The organism is Hydrogenophaga sp., from assembly GCF_035481345.1.
Taxonomy (GTDB): domain Bacteria; phylum Pseudomonadota; class Gammaproteobacteria; order Burkholderiales; family Burkholderiaceae_C; genus Hydrogenophaga.
In genome coordinates, this window is the sequence record NZ_DATIGV010000078.1 from 13,295 (window position 1) to 33,914 (window position 20,620).

General features: G+C 70.2%; 18 protein-coding genes. 7 read left to right on the forward strand and 11 right to left on the reverse strand.

Going from position 1 to position 20,620, the window contains the following annotated elements; translation table 11 throughout:
- Positions 1-88 precede the first annotated feature (88 nt).
- The 3 genes from msbA to VLG41_RS08090 all read left to right on the forward strand — a co-directional run bounded on the left by msbA (position 89) and on the right by VLG41_RS08090 (position 3,198).
- Positions 89-2,014, forward strand: coding sequence for a lipid A export permease/ATP-binding protein MsbA (gene msbA / locus VLG41_RS08080; RefSeq protein ID WP_325348880.1), 1,926 nt, complete (start codon positions 89-91; stop codon positions 2,012-2,014).
- Positions 2,015-2,072: 58 nt separating this feature from the next.
- Complete coding sequence (locus VLG41_RS08085) at positions 2,073-2,600, forward strand: DUF962 domain-containing protein (protein ID WP_325348881.1); 528 nt, start codon at positions 2,073-2,075, stop codon at positions 2,598-2,600.
- A 136-nt stretch (positions 2,601-2,736) separates the two neighbouring features.
- A complete protein-coding gene (locus VLG41_RS08090) occupies positions 2,737-3,198 on the forward strand; it encodes a DUF305 domain-containing protein (protein WP_325348882.1) in 462 nt (153 codons plus the stop codon).
- A 65-nt stretch (positions 3,199-3,263) separates the two neighbouring features.
- Here the strand turns inward: VLG41_RS08090 and VLG41_RS08095 are convergent, their stop codons facing one another.
- Genes VLG41_RS08095 through VLG41_RS08105 form a run of 3 tightly spaced genes read right to left on the reverse strand, consistent with a single transcriptional unit; the run spans position 3,264 to position 8,648 of the window.
- Entirely contained in the window at positions 3,264-4,589 is a 1,326-nt protein-coding gene (locus VLG41_RS08095; RefSeq protein ID WP_325348883.1) for an HD domain-containing phosphohydrolase, read from the reverse strand.
- A 58-nt stretch (positions 4,590-4,647) separates the two neighbouring features.
- Entirely contained in the window at positions 4,648-5,745 is a 1,098-nt protein-coding gene (locus VLG41_RS08100; protein ID WP_325348884.1) for an HDOD domain-containing protein, read from the reverse strand.
- The gene (locus VLG41_RS08105; protein WP_325348885.1) at positions 5,742-8,648 is read right to left on the reverse strand and encodes an EAL domain-containing protein; all 2,907 of its coding nucleotides are present in this window, start codon (positions 8,646-8,648) and stop codon (positions 5,742-5,744) included. Before VLG41_RS08105 ends, VLG41_RS08100 begins: the two co-directional genes overlap by 4 nt.
- A 241-nt stretch (positions 8,649-8,889) precedes the next feature.
- Here VLG41_RS08105 and VLG41_RS08110 point away from each other — a divergent pair, with 241 nt between their 5' ends.
- Both VLG41_RS08110 and VLG41_RS08115 read left to right on the forward strand, forming a co-directional pair.
- Positions 8,890-10,026 carry an FIST signal transduction protein gene (locus tag VLG41_RS08110; protein ID WP_325348886.1) on the forward strand — a complete coding sequence of 379 codons (1,137 nt, stop codon included), beginning with the start codon at positions 8,890-8,892 and terminating at the stop codon, positions 10,024-10,026.
- Entirely contained in the window at positions 10,023-11,126 is a 1,104-nt protein-coding gene (locus VLG41_RS08115; RefSeq protein WP_325348887.1) for an ATP-binding protein, read from the forward strand. Before VLG41_RS08110 ends, VLG41_RS08115 begins: the two co-directional genes overlap by 4 nt.
- A gap of 12 nt (positions 11,127-11,138) precedes the next feature.
- Here the strand turns inward: VLG41_RS08115 and VLG41_RS08120 are convergent, their stop codons facing one another.
- The 8 genes from VLG41_RS08120 to VLG41_RS08155 are packed head-to-tail and all read right to left on the reverse strand — an operon-like array spanning position 11,139 to position 18,171.
- Positions 11,139-12,713, reverse strand: a complete 1,575-nt coding sequence (locus VLG41_RS08120; RefSeq protein ID WP_325348888.1) for an Rne/Rng family ribonuclease — start codon at positions 12,711-12,713, stop codon at positions 11,139-11,141.
- A 13-nt stretch (positions 12,714-12,726) separates the two neighbouring features.
- Positions 12,727-13,413: a Maf family protein gene (locus VLG41_RS08125; protein ID WP_325348889.1), complete on the reverse strand. Its 687-nt coding sequence runs from the start codon at positions 13,411-13,413 to the stop codon at positions 12,727-12,729.
- Entirely contained in the window at positions 13,413-13,880 is a 468-nt protein-coding gene (rlmH, locus tag VLG41_RS08130; protein WP_325348890.1) for a 23S rRNA (pseudouridine(1915)-N(3))-methyltransferase RlmH, read from the reverse strand. Before rlmH ends, VLG41_RS08125 begins: the two co-directional genes overlap by 1 nt.
- Positions 13,877-14,563, reverse strand: coding sequence for a ribosome silencing factor (gene rsfS / locus VLG41_RS08135; RefSeq protein ID WP_325348891.1), 687 nt, complete (start codon positions 14,561-14,563; stop codon positions 13,877-13,879). The genes rlmH and rsfS overlap by 4 nt, the downstream gene beginning before the upstream one ends.
- The gene (gene nadD, locus VLG41_RS08140) at positions 14,560-15,207 is read right to left on the reverse strand and encodes a nicotinate (nicotinamide) nucleotide adenylyltransferase (RefSeq protein WP_325348892.1); all 648 of its coding nucleotides are present in this window, start codon (positions 15,205-15,207) and stop codon (positions 14,560-14,562) included. Before nadD ends, rsfS begins: the two co-directional genes overlap by 4 nt.
- Entirely contained in the window at positions 15,207-16,127 is a 921-nt protein-coding gene (gene hemF, locus VLG41_RS08145) for an oxygen-dependent coproporphyrinogen oxidase (protein ID WP_325348893.1), read from the reverse strand. The genes nadD and hemF overlap by 1 nt, the downstream gene beginning before the upstream one ends.
- A gap of 47 nt (positions 16,128-16,174) precedes the next feature.
- Positions 16,175-17,449, reverse strand: coding sequence for a phosphoribosylamine--glycine ligase (purD, locus tag VLG41_RS08150; protein ID WP_325348894.1), 1,275 nt, complete (start codon positions 17,447-17,449; stop codon positions 16,175-16,177).
- Positions 17,446-18,171, reverse strand: coding sequence for a YebC/PmpR family DNA-binding transcriptional regulator (locus VLG41_RS08155; RefSeq protein WP_325348895.1), 726 nt, complete (start codon positions 18,169-18,171; stop codon positions 17,446-17,448). The genes purD and VLG41_RS08155 overlap by 4 nt, the downstream gene beginning before the upstream one ends.
- A gap of 96 nt (positions 18,172-18,267) precedes the next feature.
- Here VLG41_RS08155 and VLG41_RS08160 point away from each other — a divergent pair, with 96 nt between their 5' ends.
- Positions 18,268-19,809, forward strand: coding sequence for a helicase HerA-like domain-containing protein (locus tag VLG41_RS08160; RefSeq protein ID WP_325348896.1), 1,542 nt, complete (start codon positions 18,268-18,270; stop codon positions 19,807-19,809).
- 53 nt (positions 19,810-19,862) lie between these two features.
- Positions 19,863-20,620: MFS transporter (locus VLG41_RS08165; protein ID WP_325348897.1), on the forward strand; the 758-nt coding region annotated here is incomplete at its 3' end.

The following is a 20,620-nucleotide window of genomic DNA, read 5'->3' on the forward strand; positions in this document are numbered from 1 at the left end:
GGATGGCGGGCAGCGCGGGGCGCGTGGCCCGGTGCCCTTGGAGATAGCGGCCGATAATAACGGACGTCCGCAGGCAAGCCGTGACAAGATGTGTGCCCTCGCGGCCTGCTGGACCGCTCCCGCGCCCATTGGTTCCCGAACGCTTCACCAGGGGCGCCCGATCCGAACACCCGATTTGAACCCGACCGACCCGTCCACCGCCCCACCCTCAGGCCCGCTGCGTCAGCGGCTGCTGCGCGTCTGGCCCTATTTCCGCGACGCCAGGACAGGCATCGTCTTCGCCGCTCTGGCCACGGTGGTCGGCGCGCTGACCGAGCCGCTCATTCCCGCCCTGCTCAAGACCCTGCTCGACGAGGGCTTCAATGACGGGCGCATTCCGCTGTGGATGGTGCCCGTGGCCTTCATGGGCCTGTTCGGCGTGCGCGGCATGGCCTCCTTCGTGGCGCAGTACGCGCTGTCGTACACGGCCAACACGGGCATGCTCAACCTGCGCCGCGCCATGTTCGCCAAGCTCAACGCGGCGCAGCTCTCGCTGTTCTCGCGCCAGAGCGCGAGCAAGCTGTCCAACACGCTGGTGTACGAGGTGCAGACCGGCTCGCAGATGCTGGTCTCGTCCTTCCTCACGCTGGCGCGCGACGCGCTGACGCTGCTGGCGCTCATGGGCTACCTGCTCTACCTGAACTGGAAGCTCACGCTGATCGTGATCGCGGTGTTCCCGGGGCTGGCCTGGATCATGCGCGTGCTCTCCAAGCGCCTGTACCGCCTCACGCGCGCCAGCCAGCAGGCCACCGACGAGCTGGCCTACGTGGTGGAGGAAAACGCCCTTGCCCACCGGGTGGTGCGCCTGCACGGCGCGCAGCGGCGCCAGGCCGAGCGCTTCGACCACCTCAGCGTGGCGCTGCGCCGCCTCGCCCTCAAGAGCACCATCGCCATGGCGGCCATGACGCCCTTCACCCAGTTGCTGGCCTCGGCCGCGTTGTCGGCGGTGATCGCCGTGGCGCTGTGGCAGAGCAGCACCACGGGCGTCACCGTGGGCAACTTCGTGGCCTTCGTCACCGCCATGCTGATGCTCATCGCCCCGATCCGGCACCTGGCCGAGATCGCCTCGCCCATCACGCGCGGCCTGGCGGCGCTGGAGCGCGGCATCGAGCTCATCGAGCAGACGCCCGAGCAGACCGGCGGCACACACGTGGCCGAGCGCGTGCAAGGCGCCATCCACCTGCAGGGCGTGTGGGTGCGCTACCCGCCCAAGGCGGAGCCGGCGAACGGCGGCGAGGACGCCGGCCTGGCCCTGCGCGGCGTCGACCTGGACATCCGCCCCGGCGAGGTCGTGGCCTTCGTCGGCCCCTCGGGCTCGGGCAAGACCACGCTCATCAACCTGCTGCCGCGCTTCGTGGAGGTCGATCGCGGCACGGTGTCGCTCGACGGCGTGCCGCTGCCCGCGTGGGATCTGGCCAGCCTGCGCCGCCAGTTCGCCCTGGTGAGCCAGGACGTGGTGATGCTCAACGACAGCCTGGCCGCCAACGTGGCCCTGGGCACGGCCGACGACGACATCGACGACGAGCGCGTGCGCGCCGCCCTGCTGTCGGCCAACCTGGGCGAGTTGCTGGAGCGCCTGCCCCAGGGCATGCACACCAACGTGGGCCACAACGCCACCGAGCTCTCGGGCGGGCAGCGCCAGCGCCTGGCCATCGCGCGCGCCATCTACAAGGACGCGCCCATCCTCATCCTCGACGAGGCCACCTCGGCGCTGGACAACGAGTCCGAGCGGCTGGTGCAGGACGCGCTGGCGCGGCTCATGCGGGGCCGCACCACCCTGGTCATCGCGCACCGGCTGTCCACCATCGAACACGCCGACCGCGTGATCGTGCTGGCCGAGGGGCGCATCGCCGAGCAGGGATCGCACGCCCAGTTGTTGGCGGCCGACGGCGTGTACGCGCGGCTGCACGCGCAGGGGTTGGGCACGGCCGGCGAGGACGCCCAGGCGACAGCGCCCCAGGTCGCACCGGATTGAGCGCGGCGGCGCACGGGTGTACAACGGCGGGACAACCCCACGGCCTCGGAGACACGCCATGCGCAACCTCACCGAACAGCTCACCCAGTACGCGGCCTACCACCGCGACCGCCGCAACATCCTCACCCACTTCGTCGGCATCCCCATGATCGTGCTGGCCGTGGCCGTGCTGCTGGCGCGGCCGGTGTTCGCGCAGTGGGGCGCCGTGGCCGTGTCACCCGCCACGGTGGTCACCGCGCTCACGGTGCTGTACTACCTCAAGCTGGACGTGCGCCTGGGCGCGGCGATGGCGGTGCTGCTGGCCCTGTCGCTGTGGTTCGCGCAGGCGGTGGGCGCGCAGTCCACGGCCGTGTGGCTCACGGTGGGCATCGGCCTGTTCGTCGTGGGCTGGGTGATCCAGTTCATCGGCCACTACTACGAGGGCCGCAAGCCCGCCTTCGTGGACGACCTCGTGGGCCTGATCATCGGTCCGCTGTTCGTGGTGGCCGAACTGGGCTTCCTGATGGGCCTGCGGCCCGAGCTGCAGCAGGCGATCGAGGAGCGCGTGGGGCCGGTGCGCGAAGCCCCACCCGCGCGGGCGGCCTGAGCCCGGCCCCATAGACAGCGGCCACCCCGCGCCACCCGGACACCCGGCGCCCGAAGCGGCGCGCTGGGCACGCCGTTTGCCGCCCTTGTGTTCGTCTCGGCGCGTGCCGGACGATTGACGATCAAGCGGAGGCCACATGCAGGCGCACGACAAACACCCCCCATCGGGCCATTACCTCGGGCTGCTCGCCGAGCTGGCGATCGACTTCGTGGTGATGTACTTCGTGATGTACACGATGATCGCCACGGTGCAGCACCTGCGGCTCAACCTCAACAACGTCTACATGACGCTGATGATGGTCGCGCCGATGGCGGTCGTCATGATGGTCTTCATGCGATCGATGTTTCCGAACAGGCGCGCGAACCTCGTGGCCGTGGCGGTGGCAGCGGCGGTCTTCGTCGCCAGCTTCGCCGCCATGCGCACGCAGGCGGGCATCGGGGACCGCGAATTCCTGCGCTCGATGATTCCGCACCATTCGGGCGCCATCCTCATGTGCCAGGAGGCGCAGATCACCGATCCCCGGATCGTCGCCCTGTGCCAGGAAATCGTGAAATCGCAGACCGAGGAGATTGCACGGATGGAGGCCATGCTCCAGTAGAAGGGCCCGTTGCAGGGCGGACAGGATCGAGGTCTCGTCGTCGACGATCAGCAGGCGGGTGGCACTCATGCGGCTCCTCTTGGTTTGACGTGGATCACCAGCTTGCCGCCCAGCTTCGCGTCGAAATTGCGGATGCGCTGGATCAGCGCGGCGCTCAGCACGTGCCCGGCGGACAGCATCAAGGTGCCGGTGGGCGAGACGAGGTCGCGCGCCAGCACCATGTCGGGTTCGAGCTGGCCCGAACCCAAGGCCACTTCGGGCTGGTGCCGGGCGCGCTCGGGCTCGGTGATGTGCAGGAAGACGTCCACCACCTCGGGGTCGAACTGGCTGCCGCGGCCATGGCGAATCATGGTGCGCGCTTCCTGCATGGACATGTGCGCGTCCACCAGGTGCCCATGCTGCAGTTCGTCGAAGGCGTCGACCACGGCGAGGATGCGCGCGCCCACGGGCACGGCCTCGCCGCTGAGGCCATCGGGATAGCCCTGGCCGTCGAAGCGTTCGTGGTGCGCGCGGATCAGCGCCGCCACCGGCGGCATGTCCTCCAGCGGCATCAGAGCCTGCTCGCCGAGTTCGGCGTGACGCAGGTACTGCGCGGACTCCTGCGCGTCGTAGCGCGCCACGGGTTTGGTGAGCAGCGCATCGGGCAGGCCGATCAGGCCGATGTCGTGCAGCAGCGCCGCCACGAACACCTGCTGCACCTCCTCCTCGGGCCTCGCCATCGTCTGCGCCAGCTTGCGCGCGAGCTCGGCCACGCGCCGGCCATGCCCGGCCAGACGCCCGCCGCGCATCTCGATGAGGCCCGAAAACACCTTGATGCCGGTCAGGTATTGGCGCTTGAGCGCCTCGTTGGCCCGGGCCAGCGCCTGGGTGCGTTCCGCCACGCGTTGTTCGAGCCGCTCGTTGGCCTCGCGCAGTTCGGCGTTCTGGCGCGCGGTCAGCGCCTCCAGGCGGGCGCGCTCGCGCTCGAGCGCCAGGAACTGCAGTCCCTGGCGAACGGTGGCGCGCAGTTCGCCGTCGTCCCAGGGCTTGCTCAGGTAGCGGAAGATGCGGCCGTGGTTGATCGCCGCAACCGCCGCATCGGCGTCGGCGTGCCCGGTGAGCAACAGGCGCACGCACTGCGGCCAGTGCTCGTTCACGCTCGCCAGCAGTTGCGCGCCGTTCATTTCGGGCATGCGCATGTCGGAGATGACCAGGTCCACCCGGTCGGCCTGCAGCACCTGCAGCGCCTCGGCTCCGCTGTCCGCGGTGAGCACGCGCCAGCCTTCGGGGCGCAGGCTGCGCCTGAGCGCAGACAGGATGTTCGGCTCGTCGTCCACGCACAACACGGTGTACGGCATGGCGCCGGACGCCGCATCGGCCGGGGAAGGCGGCAGGTCCGTCACGGCGCTCACTGGAGGACCCTCCGTGCTGCGCACTGCGGGGCTGAGCCCCTTGGGAACGGCCCGGAGCTCATGAAGTCAGCACCTCGCACAAGGCGGTGGCCGCTGCGCCACTCTCGTGCAACACCGCCACGCAGTCGTCGATGCCGATGCCCAGCCGCACCCAGACCTCGACCGCGACCTCGGGAACGGCCTGCACGCCCTCCTCGGCGCTGGCGATGCCGTGCGCCAGCGCGTCGGCCACTTGCACGAGATCGGCCAGGCCCGCGCCGGTGCTGGCCTCACCGGCTGGCGCGTGGTGCGCCGAGATGGCGGCGGTGATCGTGGCCGGCAGGTGCCAGCGCCGCGCCAGCCACTCGCCCGCCACACCGTGGTCGACGCCCAGCACCGCGCGTTCCGCCTCCCACTGGGCGAGATCGGCGTGCAGTGCGTACTGCCGCGCCTGGCCGTATTCGACCGGAAAGGCGCTGGCCAGCGCCAGCTCGCCCACGTCGTGCAACAGGCCCGCGGTGAAGGCCACATCCGCCTCGAAGCCCGCCACGGGCGCCAGCCCGCGCGCGATGAAGGCGCTGGTCAGCGCATGGCACCAGAAGCGCGGGAAATCGAAGCCACCGGCCTGCGCGCCCAGCGGGAAGAGGTTGGCCAGGGACACCCCCGCCAGCAGCGCGGCCACGGTGGACAGGCCCAGCACCGTGATCGCCGAGCGGATCGTCGCGACCCGCCCGGTGGCGCCGTAGAAGGCGGTATTGGCGGCGCGCAGCGTGCGCGCCGTGAGACCCTGGTCGCGCTCGATGCTGTCGGCAATGGCTGCCGCGCCGGCGCGTTCGTCGTGCAGGGCCGCCATCGCCGCGTGCACCGCCCGCGGCAGACTGGGCAGGTCGGCGATGGCACGCTGCAAGGCCTCGGCCGTGATGGGCGCGCGTGGCGCGTCGTCTGGCGAGCCCTGCCCGCGCACCGGCGAAGCCGGCACCGGCCTTGGCAGCGGCTGCGTCACCCCGTGGTACTCGCGCAGCACCGGCAGCAGCGGATGCACATGCCCGCTGCCCAGCGAGCGCCGGAACAGCAGACCCAGATGGGCAAGGCGCTGCGCCTCGGCGCCGAGGACCTGCGGCTGCGCCGGCCGTGCGTTGGCCGGGGCCGTGGAGGCGCCGCTGACCAGTGAACTCATTGCAGTACCCCTGATTGATTTTCTGGCGTGAGCAGCAGGATGTGTCCGCACACCCCACCCTCGCGCAACAGCGGGCGACGCTGCGCCCGGTGGCTTGTCCCGCCCAGCTCGACCAGCAGGGGGTCCCCCTCACCTGCGTCCAGCAGCGGGTGCAGGGCCGTCGGAAGCGCACCGATGGCGGGTCCGCCCAGCTCGGCGGCGGCCTGCGGGGCCAGGCGCCGGGCCTCCGCGTTGGCGAAGGCCAGCGTGCCATCCGTGTCCACCACGATCACGGCCCCGGGCAAGGCTTCCAGCGCGTCGCGCGTGCTCGACGCCACCAGGGCCAGCAGTTCGGACTCGCCGCGCTGGCGCGCCAGCAGCGATTCCAGGCGCTGGTTGAGCGCCTGGTAGTCGGCGTTGGCGGCCTCCACCTGGCGGGCCAGGCGCCGGTTTTCGTCCGCCATGGCCTTCTGCCGGAAAGCCTCGGCGACGTGCTCGCGCAGCCGCGCATCGTCCCAGGGCTTGGTGAGAAACTTGTAGATCGCGCCTTCGTTGACGGCGTCGAGAATGGACTGCAGCTCGGTGTAGCCCGACAGCACCATGCGCATGGTGTGCGGGTAGAGCGCCTTGGCGCGGCGCAGAAACTCCACGCCGGTCATGCCCGGCATGCGCTGGTCCGAGAGGATCACGTCCACCTCGCCTTCGGCCAGCCGTTGCAGGCCCTCGGCCGCGCCGTTCGCCGTGACGATCGCATAGCCATCGCGGCGCAACAGGCGCTTGAGCGAGGCCAGCACGTGCTCCTCGTCGTCCACCAGCAGCAGGGTGCGCGTGCTGCGCGCGCGCGTCAGGAAGCGCTCGGGCAGACGCCGGCCTTCCAGCAGCAGCGCCGCGCAGGCCTCTGGCGGCAGCGCCTCGCTGAAGCGATTGCCCTGGATCAGGTCACAACGGTTGGCCGCCAACAAGCTCAGCTGGCCGTCCGTTTCGACGCCCTCGGCCAGCACCTTGAGCTGCAGGCCCTGCGCCATGGTGATGATGGCCCGCGTGACGGAGACGTCCTCGGGCGCGGCGGTCACGTCGTGCACGAAGGAACGGTCCACCTTGACCACGTCAAGGGGCAGGCTGCGCAGGCAGCTCAGGCTGGAGTAGCCGGTGCCGAAGTCGTCCAGCGCCACCTCGATGCCGAGGGCCCGGATCTCGCGCAGAGTGGCCGCGGCATGGGCCACGTCGGCCATCACGGCGCCTTCGGTCACTTCGATGCACAAGCGCATGGGGTCGGCCCCGCTGTCGAGCAGGATGGACTGGATGTGGGCCGCGAGGTCGCGCCGCTGCAATTGAAGGGGCGAGAGGTTGAGCGCCACGCGCACGCGCGGCACGCCTTCGGCGTGCCATCGCGCGATCTGCTGGCATACGCGGCGCAACACCCAATCGCCCAGGCGTCCGATGAGCCCCGTGCGCTCGGCCACCGCAACGAACTCGCCCGGCGCCACGGGCCCCAGGGCGGGCGAGTCCCACCGCAACAAGGCTTCGACGCCTGCCACGTGCCCATCGGACAGGTCGACCTGTGGCTGGTAGTGCAGCGCCAGGCCGTCCTCGTCGATGGCCTGACGCAGCAGGGCTTCCACGCGCATCTCGCGCAAGGCCCGCACGTTGGACTCGGGCTCGTAGAGCACGACCGGCGCCTCCACCGTGGCCCGCAGGCGCGCGGTCTGGGCCAGCTCCAGCAGTTCGGTGGGCCGCTGCGCATCGCCCGGGTAGCTCGCCATGCCGATCACGCAGCGCGCGAAGGTCTGCGTCGAGGCCACCTCGATGGGCGCCTCCAGCGCCTGGCACAAGCGCGCCGCGCGCGCCTGCACGGCCGCGCGTGCCTCGGCGGGGTCCTGCGTCAGCTCCAGCATCAGCGCGAACTCCTGGCTGCCCAGCCGCGCCACGGTCTCGCCCTCGGCCAATTCCTGCTGCAGCCGCGCGGCCAGCGCCATCGCCAGCGCGTCGCCAGCGCCAAAGCCCATGCGGTCCTGCAGTTCGGCAATGCGGGGCACGTCGATCGCGAGCAGGGTGACGATGCGCGGCTCCCAACCCGCGGCGACGATGGCCGCATCCACCCGGTCGAGGAATGCCGCCCGGTTGGGCAGGCCCGTCACCTCGTCCTGCGTCGCCAGTTCCTGCATGCGCCGCTCGGCTTCGCGCTGGGCCGTGATGTCCTGCAGCAGCGCCACGCCGCGCAGGGTGCCCGCCCCGTCCTGCTCGACGCGTCCGCGGTGCAACACCACCAGGCGCTGCCCCTGCGCCGTCAGCACGCGGTGCTGGAAATCGAAGGGCTCGCCCGGCTCGGCGCTGCGCCAGATGCCGGCCACGTAGTCGCGCTCGTCGGGTGGTACCCAGTCCAGCGCATCGACCAGGCAAGGGGGTGTGTCCTCGGCCAGACCGACCAGTTGGCGCAGCCCGCCAGACAGCGTCACCAGCCCTTGCGGCAAGGTGATTTCGAAGGAACCGGAGCGGCACAGGGCCTCGGTTCGTTCCAGCATCTCGGCGTTCCAGCGCGCCCGGTTCAGGGCCTCGGTCAACTCCGAAATGTCGTGCAGGGTGATCAGCACCGCCGGCCGGCCACCGAAGCACACGCGCGTCGCGAAAATGCGCGCATCGAAGCGGCTGCCGTCGCGGCGCTGCATGGCCATCTGGCCCGGACGCCCCGTCTTGCCGGCCAGGCGGCGCGCCACGATCTCGCCAGCGCGCGCCAGGTGTTCAGGCGGTGTCACCACGCGGTGGTGGTGCCCGATCAGCTCCTCCAGCGGCCAGCCCATCAGCGCCGCCAGCTCCGGATTGGCATAGGCGATGCATTCGTCCTGGATCACGAAGTGCGCCGTCTGCGAATGCTCGATGAGCGCGCACGCGTCTTCACCCGACACGGTGGCCGTGCCAGCTGGCAAACGGGGGGTCGATGGTGTGGGCATAGATGCGGCCTGGACGCGTTGTTCTCCTGGGCTTCGGCGCTCAAGGGCCTGGCTTGATGCGGGGAAACCTGGATTCGGGATGGCCGGCGTCAATCTCCGCTGCAGACATGACGAAATCCTCAACACAACGAGGTCCCGCTCAAGCCGCCGGCCACGGCCGTCGATATCAGGCGCAGCGCCCGGCCGCCGGGGCCGCGCCACCCCTTCGAGGTTCGCCATGCAGATCGCGCAACATCTCTGGACCGCCGACGGCGGCTGGGCCCCCGCCCTACCCGCTGGCGATGCCGGCGTGCAACTGGTTCTTCTGTTTGGCGGCGGTGCTCGGCTGCGCAGCCAGGGGCCGATGGCGGCGCTGACCGCCGCGTTTCCTCAGGGGCACGTCATCGGCTGCTCGACCGCGGGCGAAGTGGCGGCCACCACCGTGCACGACGACACCCTGGTGGCCACCGCGGTGCGCTTCGAACATTGCACCGTGGACAGCGTGGAGGTGACACTCGCGCCGGGTGACGACGGCGCCGATGCCGCGCGCGGCATCGCCCAGGCGCTGATGCGCCCGGATCTGCGCCACGTGCTGGCCCTGTGCGACGGGCTCGCGGTCAACGGCAGTGCCTTTGCCCACGCCCTGCGCGCGGCGCTGCCGCCGCATGTGTGCGCCACCGGCGGCCTGGCCGCCGACGGCGATCGCTTCAGCGAGACGCTGGTGTGCCACGGCGAGACCGCGGCGACGGGGCGTGTCGTCGCCGTGGGCCTGTACGGCGAAGCGCTTCGCGTGGGCTACGGCTCGCTCGGCGGCTGGGACAGCTTTGGCCCCGTGCGCCGCGTCACCCGCTCGCGGGGCAACGTGCTGTTCGAACTCGACGGCCAGTCCGCGCTGGGCCTGTACAAGACCTACCTCGGCGAACACGCCGCCGGCCTGCCCGGCTCGGCGCTGCTGTTTCCATTGCTGCTCGACGACCCCCAGGGCGGCCCCGGCCTGGTGCGCGCGGTGCTGGGTGTCGACGAGGCCGCTGGCAGCCTGACCTTTGCCGGCGATGTGCCCGAAGGCGCGCAAGCGCGCCTGATGAAGGCCAACTTCGACCGCCTCATCGACGGTGCGTCGGGTGCGGCCAGTGCCAGCCTGCAGCACCTCGACGGCGCACCGGGTGGCCTGGCGCTGCTGGTGAGCTGCGTGGGACGCCGCCTGGTGCTCAAGCAACGCGTCGAAGAAGAGCTGGAGGCCGTGCGCGAGGTGCTGCCACACGCCACGCTGACGGGTTTCTATTCCTACGGCGAGCTGTGTCCACAAGGCGACGTGGGCAGTTGCGAACTGCACAACCAGACCATGACCATCACCACCTTGGCGGAGGCGGCATGAGCGCCGCCGGGCCGCGGCACAAACTGCTGGAGCGCCAGCTCAAGCGCAGCTTCGGCACGGCCGATGCGGCGCCCGCTGGCCTGGACACGCTGCTGGCGGCCGTCAACCAGGCCTACGAGGACGCCGACTCCGATCGCGCCATGATCGAACGTTCGCTGGATCTGATGTCGCAGGAACTCAACGAGCACAACGACCGCCTGCAAAATGAACTCGCCGAGCGCCAGCGCCGCAGCGACGAGCAGCAGGCCCTGATCCACCGGCTGGAGGAGACGCAGGGGCAGCTCGTGCAGGCCGAGAAGATGGCCTCCATCGGGCAGTTGGCCGCCGGCGTGGCCCACGAGATCAACAACCCCATCGGCTACGTCAGTTCCAACCTGGGCACGCTGCAAACCTACGTGAGCGCGCTGCTGGAGATCGTGGCCGCGTTCGAGTCGCGCATGACGGCGCTGCCCCCCGCCGACGCGGGCGCGCTGCGCGCGCTGCTGGACCAGCACGAATACGGCTATCTGCGCGAGGACGTGGTCGATCTGCTGCGCGAATCGGGTGCCGGCGTGCAACGCGTGCGCCAGATCGTGCAGGACCTCAAGGACTTCTCTCACGCTGGCGAACAGGCCTGGCTCTGGGCCGACCTGCACAAGGGCCTGGAAAGCACGCTCAACATCGTGCACAACGAAACCAAGTACGTGGCCGATGTGGAGCACCGCTACGGCGAGATCCCGCAGGTGTTCTGCCTGGCCTCGCAGTTGAACCAGGTGTTCATGAACCTGCTGGTCAATGCGGCACACGCCACGACCGGCCGTGCCACCCGGGGCCTCATCACGCTCACCACCGGCTGCCTGAATGCCGACGAGGTGTTCGTCGAGGTGGCCGACAACGGTTGCGGCATCGCGCCCGACCACCTGGGCCGCATCTTCGACCCCTTCTTCACCACCAAGCCCGTGGGCAAGGGCACGGGGCTCGGGCTGTCGGTCTCCTACGGCATCGTGCGCCGCCATGGCGGGCGCATCGAGGTGGACAGCCGCGTGGGTGAAGGCACCAGGTTCCGGGTCTGCCTGCCGGTCCGGCAGAGCGAGTCGCGAGTGCCCGGCCAGGTCGCGTAGGCCGCGCCGCGCTCACATCAGCACGATGTCGTACTGCTCCTGCGTCATGGAGTTTTCGCTCTGCAGCGAGATCGGCTTGCCGATGAACTCCGACAGCCCGGCCAGGTGCGCCCGCTCCTCGTCCAGGAACAGCTCCACCACCTTGGGCGACGCGACGACGCGGAACTCGCGCGGGTTGAAGGCGCGCGCCTCGCGCAGGATCTCGCGCAGGATGTCGTAGCACACGCTGCGAGCGGTCTTCACGTGGCCCTTGCCGCCGCAGGCCTCGCAGGCCTCGCTGAGCATGTGCGCCAGCGACTCGCGCGTGCGCTTGCGCGTCATCTCCACCAGGCCGAGCTGCGAAAACCCGCCGATCATGGTCTTGACCCGGTCGCGCGCGAGCTGCTTGCGGAACTCGGCCAGCACCGATTCGCGGTGGTCCTCAGGCGTCATGTCGATGAAGTCGACGATGACGATGCCACCCAGGTTGCGCAGGCGCAGTTGCCGCGCGATGGCCTGTGCCGCCTCGAGGTTGGTGCGAAACACCGTGTCGTCGAAGTTGCGCGCACCCACGAAACCGCCGGTGTTCACGTCCACCGTGGTCAGGGCCTCGGTCTGGTCGATGACCAGGTAGCCGCCCGACTTGAGCTCCACCCGCCGGCCCAGCGCGCGCACGATCTCCTCGTCCACGTTGAACAGGTCGAAGATGGGCCGCTCGCCGCTGTAGTGCTGCAGCTTGGCCACGGTGTCGGGCATGAATTCTTTCGCGAAGCCCGTGAGCAGCCCGTGCTGCTCGCGCGAGTCGATGCGGATCGACTGCGTGCCCGCGCCCGAGAGGTCGCGCAGCACGCGTTGCATGAGATTCAGGTCCTCGTGCAGCAGCGAAGCCGCGGGCTGGCGCAGCGCGGCCTCCTTGATGCGCAGCCAGGTCTTGCGCAGGTAGGCCACGTCGTCGGCCAGTTCCTCGTCGTCCGCATCCTCGGCGTTGGTGCGCAGAATGAAGCCACCGGAGGGGCTGCCGTCGCTCGTGGCGGTGAGGGCCAGCAGGCGCTGGCGCAGGGCCTCGCGCTGCGCGGGCGGGATCTTCTGCGACACGCCGATGTGGTTGTCCTGCGGCAGGAACACCAGCAACCGGCCCGCGATGCTGATCTGCGCCGTGAGCCGCGCGCCCTTGGTGCCGATCGGGTCCTTGAGCACCTGCACCATGAGGGCCTGGCCCTCGAAGATCTGCTTCTCGATGGGCAGCACCGGGTTGGGCGCCAGCACCTTGGGCGCGGTGACCGGTGGGACCACCGGCGCCTCGCCATGGCCCGCCTGCGGCGGAGCCGGTTCGGCGGGGGCTGGCCCGGTCGCGCGCGGCGCCGCGTGCTTGGCCTGGATGTTGGGCATCAGGTCGGCCACGTGCAGGAAGGCCGCACGGTCCAGGCCGATGTCGAGGAAGGCCGACTGCATGCCCGGCAGCACGCGCGACACCTTGCCCAGGTAGATGTTGCCCACCAGCCCGCGCTCCAGCGTGCGCTCGATGTGGACCTCCTGCACGGCGCCCTGCTCCACCACGGCCACGCGTGTCTCCTGTGGAGACCAGTTGATCAGGATGTCCTGGTTCATGGGATGGGGCTCGTCAAAGGATGGAAAGGCCGGCCGCGCGCAGGAGCTGGGCGGTCTCGAAGGCGGGCAGGCCCACGATGCCGGTGTGGCTGCCGGTGATGCGGCGGATCCACAGGCCCGCGTGGCCCTGGATGGCGTAGGCGCCGGCCTTGCCCATGGGCTCGCCGCCCTCGACGTAGCGGCGGATCTGCGCGGGCGTGAGCGCGTCGAACACCACGCTGGAGGCCGACAGTGCCGTCCAGCGCCGCGCGCCTTTGCCCACCGCCACCGCCGTCAGCACACGGTGCGGCCGGCCCGACAAGTCGGCCAGCATGCGCCGCGCTTCGGCGGCGTTGGCCGGTTTGCCCAGGATGCGCCGGCCCAGCGCGACGGTGGTGTCGGCGCACAGCACGGGCGCGGCGGGCAGGCCGCGGCGTTTGAGGCGCGCCATGGCGGCTTCGAGCTTGAGCGCGGTGACGCGCTGCACGTAACTGGCCGGCGCCTCGTTCGCACGCACGGCCTCCAGCGACTCCGCGTCCTCGTCGGCGTCGGGCAGCAGCAGCTCGTGGCGCACGCCCCATTGCGTGAGCAGTTCTCGGCGGCGCGGGCTTTGCGAAGCGAGGTAGATGAAGGTTTCGCCGCCGGGCCGTCCCAAGGCGAAACGCGCCCCCTCGGAGGGGAGCGACCCGCGCAGCGGCGGAGCGTGGGGTCGTTGTTTCATCACTCGCGGTGGTAGGGGTGGTTCGCGTTGATGGACCACGCCCGGTACAACTGCTCGATCAGCAGCACCCGCACCATGGCGTGCGGCAGGGTCAGGTCGGACAGGCGGATGCGCTGGTGCGCGGCCTCGCGAAAAGCCGGGTCCAGGCCGTCGGGCCCGCCGATGACCAGGGCGACGTCGTCACCACCCAGTTGCCACTGCTTGAGCTGCTGGGCCAGCGCCTGCGTCGTCAGCGACGTGCCGCGCTCGTCCAGCGCCACCACGCGCGCGCCGCGCGCAATGGCCGCCTCGATGCGCTGGCGCTCGGCGGCCCAGAGGGTTTCGACGGTCTTGGACCCGCGCGGCTCGGTCTTGACGGCCTTGAGCTCGACGCGCAGTTCCGGGGGAAAGCGTTTGGCGTAATCGTCGTAGGCGGTCTGGGCCCAGTCGGGCACCTTCTGCCCGACCGCGACGATCACGAGCTTCATGCCTTCTTCTTGGCGGCGGGCCTCGCCGGCTTGCGGGCGGCGGGAGCGGCCTTGGAAGCGGTCTTCTTCTTCGCGCTGGCCTGCCCGACCACCACCTTGGCCATGCCCGCGCGGGGTTTGGCTGGGGCGGCCTTCTTGGCGGCGGGCTTGCTGGCGGCGGGCTTGCTGCCCGGTGCCGCCTTCTTGGCGGGCGCCGGGGCCTTGGCCGCTTTCGCGGCGGCCTTGCGCACCACCGCCTTGGCCGACACCGGCTTGGCCTCGGCCACCGGGTCGGCGAGCTTGGCCTTCTTCTTCGCGGCCTCGGCCTTCTTGGCGGTGGCCGTGGTCAGGCGCACGGGCTTGGCGCCCCAGATTTCCTCCAGCCGGTAGTACTGGCGAATGGCCGGCTGCATCACGTGCGCCACGGCCGGGCCGCAGTCCACGATGATCCATTCGCCGTTGTCCTCGCCCTCGATGCGCGGCTTGTCGAAGCCGGCCTCGCGCACCGCGTCGCGCACGCTGGCGGCCAGGGCCTTGGTCTGGCGGTTGGAGGTGCCGCTGGCGACGATCACGCGCTCGAACAGCGGCGACAGTTCCTCGGTGTTGAAGACCACGATGTCCTGGCCCTTGACGTCCTCCAGGCCATCGACGATGGCCCTCTGCAGTTTCTGGATGTCTTTCTTCGCGGCGGATTCGCTGGTCATGTAGCGGTCTGGTAGAGGTGGTGTTGTGAAATATAGCTCGCGACCGCGTCAGGGACCAGCAGGTCCAGCGACGGGTCGTCGGCCGGCTCGGTCGCCAGCCTGGCGCGCAAGGCGGTGGCGCTGACGTGCTGCAGCGGCATGCGCAGGCGCGCGAAGGGCACGTCCACGCCGCTCAGGTCGGTGAGCGGCGCATCGCCCCGCAGGGCCTGCGCGCCGATGTTGGTGGGGCGGTTGGCCACCGCCAGCGTGGCCAGCGAGAGCACCTCTTCCCAGCGCACCCACGACTTGAATGCCAGCAACTGGTCGGCCCCCAGCACCAGGTAGAGCGTGGCCGCCGGGTACTCGGCGCGCAGTTCGGCCAGGGTGTCGGCGGTGTAGCTGGGGCCCTGGCGTTCGGTTTCGCGGCGGTCGATGCGCACGCGCGGCAGGTCGCCGAAGGCGGCCTCGCACATGGCGATGCGGTGGTGCGCGGGCGAGAGCGTGCGCGCCTTGTGCCAGGCCTGCCCCGTGGGCATCACGTGCAGCACGTCGAGCCGGAGCTGGTCCAGCGCAGCCTGCGCGAGTGCGCGGTGCGCGGTGTGCGGCGGGTCGAACGCGCCGCCGAACATGCCGACGCGCTGGATGGGCTGGGTGGCGACGGCCATCAGACCCAGTCCCGACGCACCAGGAAATCGCGGTAGAGCCGGTCCTCGGGCGTGCCCTTCTTCGTCTGGCGGTTGTAGGCCCAACTCACCAGCGGCGGCATGGACAGCAGGATGGATTCGCTGCGCCCGCCCGACTGCAGGCCGAAGTGCGTGCCCCGGTCCCACACCAGGTTGAACTCGACGTAGCGGCCGCGGCGGTAGAGCTGGAAGCTGCGCTCGCGCTCGCCGTAGGCGGTGTTCTTGCGCCGGTCCACGATGGGCAGGTAGGCGTCGAGGAAGGCGTCGCCCACCGAGCTCATCATGGCGAAGCTGCCATTGAAGCCGAGTTCGGAGAAGTCGTCGAAGAACACGCCGCCCACGCCACGCTGCTCGTCGCGGTGCTTGAGGTAGAAGTACTCGTCACACCACTGCTTGAAGCGCGGGTACTTGTCGACGCCGAAGGGGTCGAGCGCGGCCTTGCAGGCGCGGTGGAAGTGCTTCGCGTCGTCCTCGAAGCCGTAGTACGGCGTGAGGTCCATGCCGCCACCGAACCAGCACACCGGCGCCTTGCCCTTGGGCGTGGCCGCGATCATGCGCACGTTCATGTGCACCGTGGGCACGTAGGGGTTGCGCGGGTGGAAGACGAGCGACACGCCCATGGCCTCGAAGGGCGCGCCGGCCAGTTCGGGCCGGTGCTGCGTGGCCGAGGGCGGCAGTTGCGGCCCGCGCACGTGCGAGAAGCCGCAGCCCGCGCGCTCGAACACCGGTCCGTCTTCCAGGATCTGCGTGATGCCGCTGCCCTGCAGCTTCTCGCCGGGGCGCTTCTTCCAGCGGTCCACCACGAAGTGGCCACCATCCACCAGGGCCACGGTGGAGGTGATGCGTTCCTGCAGGTCGACGAGGTACTCGCGGACGTTGGTGATCGGGTTGTCAAGGGCCATGCTCACACCCTAGCAGCCTTCGGGTGCCATGGCATCGGGCGCAACGATCACAGCGCGCGAAAGCCGATGTCGCGGCGGCACTGCATGCCGTCGAAGGCGATCCGGTCCACCACCTCGTAGGCCCGGCGCTGCGCCTGCGCCACCGACTCGGCCAGCGCGGTGACGCACAGCACGCGCCCGCCCGAGACGCGCACGGCCTCGCCGTCCGCCGCCGTGCCCGCGTGGAACACCATGCGATCGGCCTCGTCGGCCGGCAGGCCGGTGATGGCGTCGCCCTTGCGCGGATCGAACGGGTAACCGGCCGCGGCCATCACCACGCCCAGCGCCACGCGCGGGTCCCAGTCGAGTTGCACGCGGTCGAGCTCACCGCGCGTGGCGGCCAGCAGCACCTGGGCGAAATGGCTGCGCAGCCGCATCATGATGGGCTGGGTTTCGGGGTCGCCCATGCGGCAGTTGAACTCCAGCGTCTTGACCGCGCCGTCGGGCGTGATCATGAGGCCCGCGTAGAGGAAGCCGGTGTACGGGATGCCGTCGGCCTTCATGCCGCGCAGCGTGGGCAGGATCACCTCGTCCATGGCGCGCTGGTGCACGGCCGGCGTCACCACCGGTGCGGGCGAGTACGCGCCCATGCCACCGGTGTTGGGGCCCTGGTCGGCGTCCTTCAGGCGCTTGTGGTCCTGGCTGGTGGCCAACGCCAGGGCGTGCTCGCCGTCGCAGAGCACGATGAAGCTGGCTTCCTCGCCCTGCAGGAACTCCTCGATGACGACGCGCGCGCCGCCTTCGTTGTGCGCCACGCCCAGTTTGTTGTCCAGCAGCATGAAGTCGATGGCCTCGTGCGCCTCGGCCGCCGTCATGGCCACCACCACGCCCTTGCCGGCGGCCAGGCCGTCGGCCTTGACCACGATGGGCGCGCCCTTGGCGTCCACGTAGGCGTGGGCCTGCGCCGGGTCGGTGAAGGCCTGGTACTCGGCCGTGGGAATGCCGTGGCGCTGCATGAAGGCCTTGCTGAAGGCCTTGGAGCTTTCCAGTTGCGCGGCCTTCTGCGTGGGGCCGAAGATGGCCAGGCCGTGCGCGCGGAACTCGTCCACCACGCCGGCCGCCAGGGGGGCCTCGGGGCCCACCACGGTGAGTTCGACGCCGTTGGCCTGCACCCATTCGCGCAGCGCCACCTTGTCGGTGATGGGCAGGTTGGTGAGCTGCCGGTCGCGCGCCGTGCCGGCGTTGCCCGGGGCCACGAAGACCTCGCTCACGCCCGCGGACTGCTTCAGGCGCCAGGCCAGGGCGTGTTCGCGGCCACCGCCGCCGATGACAAGAACCTTCATTCGGAGATTTCAGCGTTGTGGAAGACGTTCTGCACGTCGTCCAGGTCTTCGAGGATGTCCAGCAGCTTCTGCATGCGCGCGGCGTCCTCGCCGCTCAGCGCGACGGTGTTCTCGGCGCGCATGGTCACCTCGGCGATTTCCGCCTTCAGGCCCTTGGCCTCCAGCGCGTCCTTCACGGCCTCGAAATCGGCCGGAGAGGTCAGCACCTCGATGGCGCCGTCGTCGTCGGTGATGACGTCGTCGGCACCGGCCTCCAGCGCCACCTCCATCACCGCGTCTTCCGATGTGCCGGGCGCGAAGATGAGTTGGCCGCAGTGCTTGAATTGGAAAGCCACCGAGCCTTCGGTGCCCAGGTTGCCGCCGTATTTGCTGAAGGCGTGGCGCACCTCGGCCACGGTGCGCACGCGGTTGTCGGTCATGGTGTCCAGAATGACCGCCGCCCCGCCGATGCCATAGCCCTCGTAGCGGATTTCCTCCAGCGACAGGCCTTCCAGCGTGCCCGAGGCCTTGTCCACGTTGTACTTGATGCGATCGGCCGGCATGTTGGCCGCCTTGGCCTTCTCGATCGCCAGGCGCAGGCGCGGGTTCATGGCGGGGTCGCCGCCGCCGCTGCGCGCGGCCACCGTGATTTCACGGATCACACGGGTCCAGATCTTCCCCCGCTTCTCGTCCTGGCGCCCCTTGCGGTGCTGGATGTTCGCCCACTTGCTGTGTCCGGCCATGGGAAGTCCTCGAAATGCCTGCTGGCTTTGATCTAATGAGCCCGCGATTTTACGATCGCGCCCGAGCTTGCCCGCCCACCCCACCAGGACCCGACCATGGCCGAACCCCTGCTGATCGCCAAGAACGCCACTTCCCTGTGCCAGTTGCTGCCCGGCCTGGCCAACCGCCACGGCCTCATCACGGGCGCCACCGGCACCGGCAAGACCGTGACCCTGCAGGCCATGGCCGAGGGCTTCTCGCGCATTGGCGTGCCCGTGTTCATGGCCGATGTGAAGGGCGACCTCAGCGGCATCAGCCAGACCGGAAAGATCGGCGAGAAGATGGCCGCCGTGCTGGCCGAGCGCGGCATCGAAGTGCCCCAGCCCACCGAATGCCCCACCACCTTGTGGGACGTGTTCGGCCAACAGGGCCACCCCGTGCGCGCCACCGTCAGCGACATGGGCCCGCTGCTGCTGGCGCGCATGCTCAACCTGAACGACACGCAGACCGGCGTGCTCAACCTGATCTTCAAGATCGCCGACGACAACGGCCTGCTGCTGCTCGACATGAAGGACCTGCGGGCCATGCTGCAGCACGTGGGCGACAACGCCAAGCAGTTCACCACCGAATACGGCAACATCAGCGCCGCCTCCATCGGCGCCATCCAGCGCGGGCTGATGCAGGTGGAGGAACAAGGCGGCGACCAGTTCTTCGGCGAGCCCATGCTCGACATCGCCGACTTCATGCAGACCGTGGACGGCAAGGGCGTGATCAACATCCTGGCCGCCGACAAGCTGCTCAACGCGCCGCGCCTGTACGCCACCTTCCTGCTGTGGATGCTGTCGGAGCTGTTCGAGACCCTGCCCGAGATCGGCGACCCCGACAAACCGAAGCTGGTGTTCTTCTTCGACGAGGCCCACCTGCTGTTCAACGAGGCGCCCAAGGTGCTGGTCGAGCGCATCGAACTCGTGGTGCGCCTGGTGCGCTCCAAGGGCGTGGGCGTGTACTTCGTGACGCAGAACCCGCTGGACATCCCCGACAGCGTGCTCGGCCAGCTCGGCAACCGCGTGCAGCACGCCCTGCGCGCCTTCACGCCGCGCGACCAGAAGGCGGTGAAGTCCACCGCGCAGACCATGCGGCCCAAGGCCGGGCTCGACATCGAGGCCGCCATCACCGAACTCGCCGTGGGCGAGGCCCTGGTGAGCTTCCTCGACCCCAAGGGCCGGCCCTGCGAGACCGAGCGCGCCTACGTGGTGCCGCCGGGCAGCCAGATCGGCCCAATCACGCCCGAGCAGCGCCAGGCCTTGCTCAAGGGCTCCCTGGTGGCGGGCACCTACGAAAAGACCCTGGACCGCGAGAGCGCCTACGAGATGTTCCGCGCGCACGCCGGGGCGCGCGTCGAGGAAGCGGCCGAGGCCGCCGAGGGCCAGCCCGCCGCCAAGACCCCGCGCATCCCCGGCGCGGGCAAGGGCGCACCGGCCGCCGAGGAGAAAAGCGTCATCAACGAGGTGCTGTTCGGCCGCACCGGCCCGCGCGGCGGCCAGTACGACGGCCTGGTGCAGACCATGGCCAAGACGGCCGCGCGCACGGTGGCCAGCGGGCTGGGCCGGCAGATCCTGCGGGGCGTGCTGGGGGGCTTGCTGGGTGGCCGGCGTTGAAGACGCCGCGGCCGTGCCGACCCGTGCCTGGAACGTGAAACAGAGCTGAGCCCATGCCCTCCGAGATCCGGCCCACGCGAACGGGCGATCCACCGGCAATGGCGCCAGCGCTGCCGCGGGCGATCTGGGTCCTTGGCTTCGTGAGCCTGTTGATGGACATCTCATCGGAGATGATCCACAGCCTGCTGCCGCTCTTTCTGGTGGGCTCGTTGGGTGTGAGCGTGGCGGTGGTGGGCTTGATCGAAGGCGTGGCCGAGTCGACGGCCCTCATCGCCAAGGTCTTCTCCGGCGTGCTGAGCGACCACTTCCGCCGCCGCAAGTGGCTCGCCGTCATCGGCTACGCGCTCGGGGCCGTGACCAAGCCGGCCTTCGCGCTGGCACAGGGGGTCGGGACGGTCGTCGCGGCCCGCTTCATCGACCGCATCGGCAAGGGCGTGCGCGGCGCACCGCGTGATGCGCTGGTGGCCGATCTGGTGAGCCCGCAGCAGCGCGGCGCGGCCTATGGCTTGCGGCAGTCGCTGGACACCGTGGGCGCCTTCGTCGGACCCTTGCTGGCCACGGTGCTCATGGTGCTGCTGATGGGCGACTTCCGGGCGGTGTTCTGGATCGCCGTGGTGCCAGGCGTGCTGGCCGTGCTGCTCCTGATCGTGGGCGTGCGTGAGCCCGAGCACGCCGCGAACGCCGCATCTGGGAGCCCCATCCGGCGCGAGGCGCTGCACCGACTGGGAACGGCCTACTGGCGCGTGGTGGCCATCGGCTCTGCGTTCACGCTGGCCCGCTTCAGCGAGGCCTTTCTCGTGCTGCGCGCCCA

Bases quoted from the DNA above. Each gene is read 5' to 3' on its own strand.
- VLG41_RS08125 (WP_325348889.1), bottom strand. From the start codon at position 13,413: ATGAAACAACGACCCCACGCTCCGCCGCTGCGCGGGTCGCTCCCCTCC.
- hemF (WP_325348893.1), bottom strand. From the start codon at position 16,127: ATGGCCCTTGACAACCCGATCACCAACGTCCGCGAGTACCTCGTCGAC.
- rsfS (WP_325348891.1), bottom strand. From the start codon at position 14,563: ATGACCAGCGAATCCGCCGCGAAGAAAGACATCCAGAAACTGCAGAGG.
- VLG41_RS08110 (WP_325348886.1), top strand. From the start codon at position 8,890: ATGCAGATCGCGCAACATCTCTGGACCGCCGACGGCGGCTGGGCCCCC.
- rlmH (WP_325348890.1), bottom strand. From the start codon at position 13,880: ATGAAGCTCGTGATCGTCGCGGTCGGGCAGAAGGTGCCCGACTGGGCC.
- VLG41_RS08100 (WP_325348884.1), bottom strand. From the start codon at position 5,745: ATGAGTTCACTGGTCAGCGGCGCCTCCACGGCCCCGGCCAACGCACGG.
- nadD (WP_325348892.1), bottom strand. From the start codon at position 15,207: ATGGCCGTCGCCACCCAGCCCATCCAGCGCGTCGGCATGTTCGGCGGC.
- VLG41_RS08120 (WP_325348888.1), bottom strand. From the start codon at position 12,713: ATGAACCAGGACATCCTGATCAACTGGTCTCCACAGGAGACACGCGTG.
- VLG41_RS08090 (WP_325348882.1), top strand. From the start codon at position 2,737: ATGCAGGCGCACGACAAACACCCCCCATCGGGCCATTACCTCGGGCTG.
- VLG41_RS08155 (WP_325348895.1), bottom strand. From the start codon at position 18,171: ATGGCCGGACACAGCAAGTGGGCGAACATCCAGCACCGCAAGGGGCGC.
- VLG41_RS08115 (WP_325348887.1), top strand. From the start codon at position 10,023: ATGAGCGCCGCCGGGCCGCGGCACAAACTGCTGGAGCGCCAGCTCAAG.
- VLG41_RS08085 (WP_325348881.1), top strand. From the start codon at position 2,073: ATGCGCAACCTCACCGAACAGCTCACCCAGTACGCGGCCTACCACCGC.
- msbA (WP_325348880.1), top strand. From the start codon at position 89: ATGTGTGCCCTCGCGGCCTGCTGGACCGCTCCCGCGCCCATTGGTTCC.
- purD (WP_325348894.1), bottom strand. From the start codon at position 17,449: ATGAAGGTTCTTGTCATCGGCGGCGGTGGCCGCGAACACGCCCTGGCC.
- VLG41_RS08160 (WP_325348896.1), top strand. From the start codon at position 18,268: ATGGCCGAACCCCTGCTGATCGCCAAGAACGCCACTTCCCTGTGCCAG.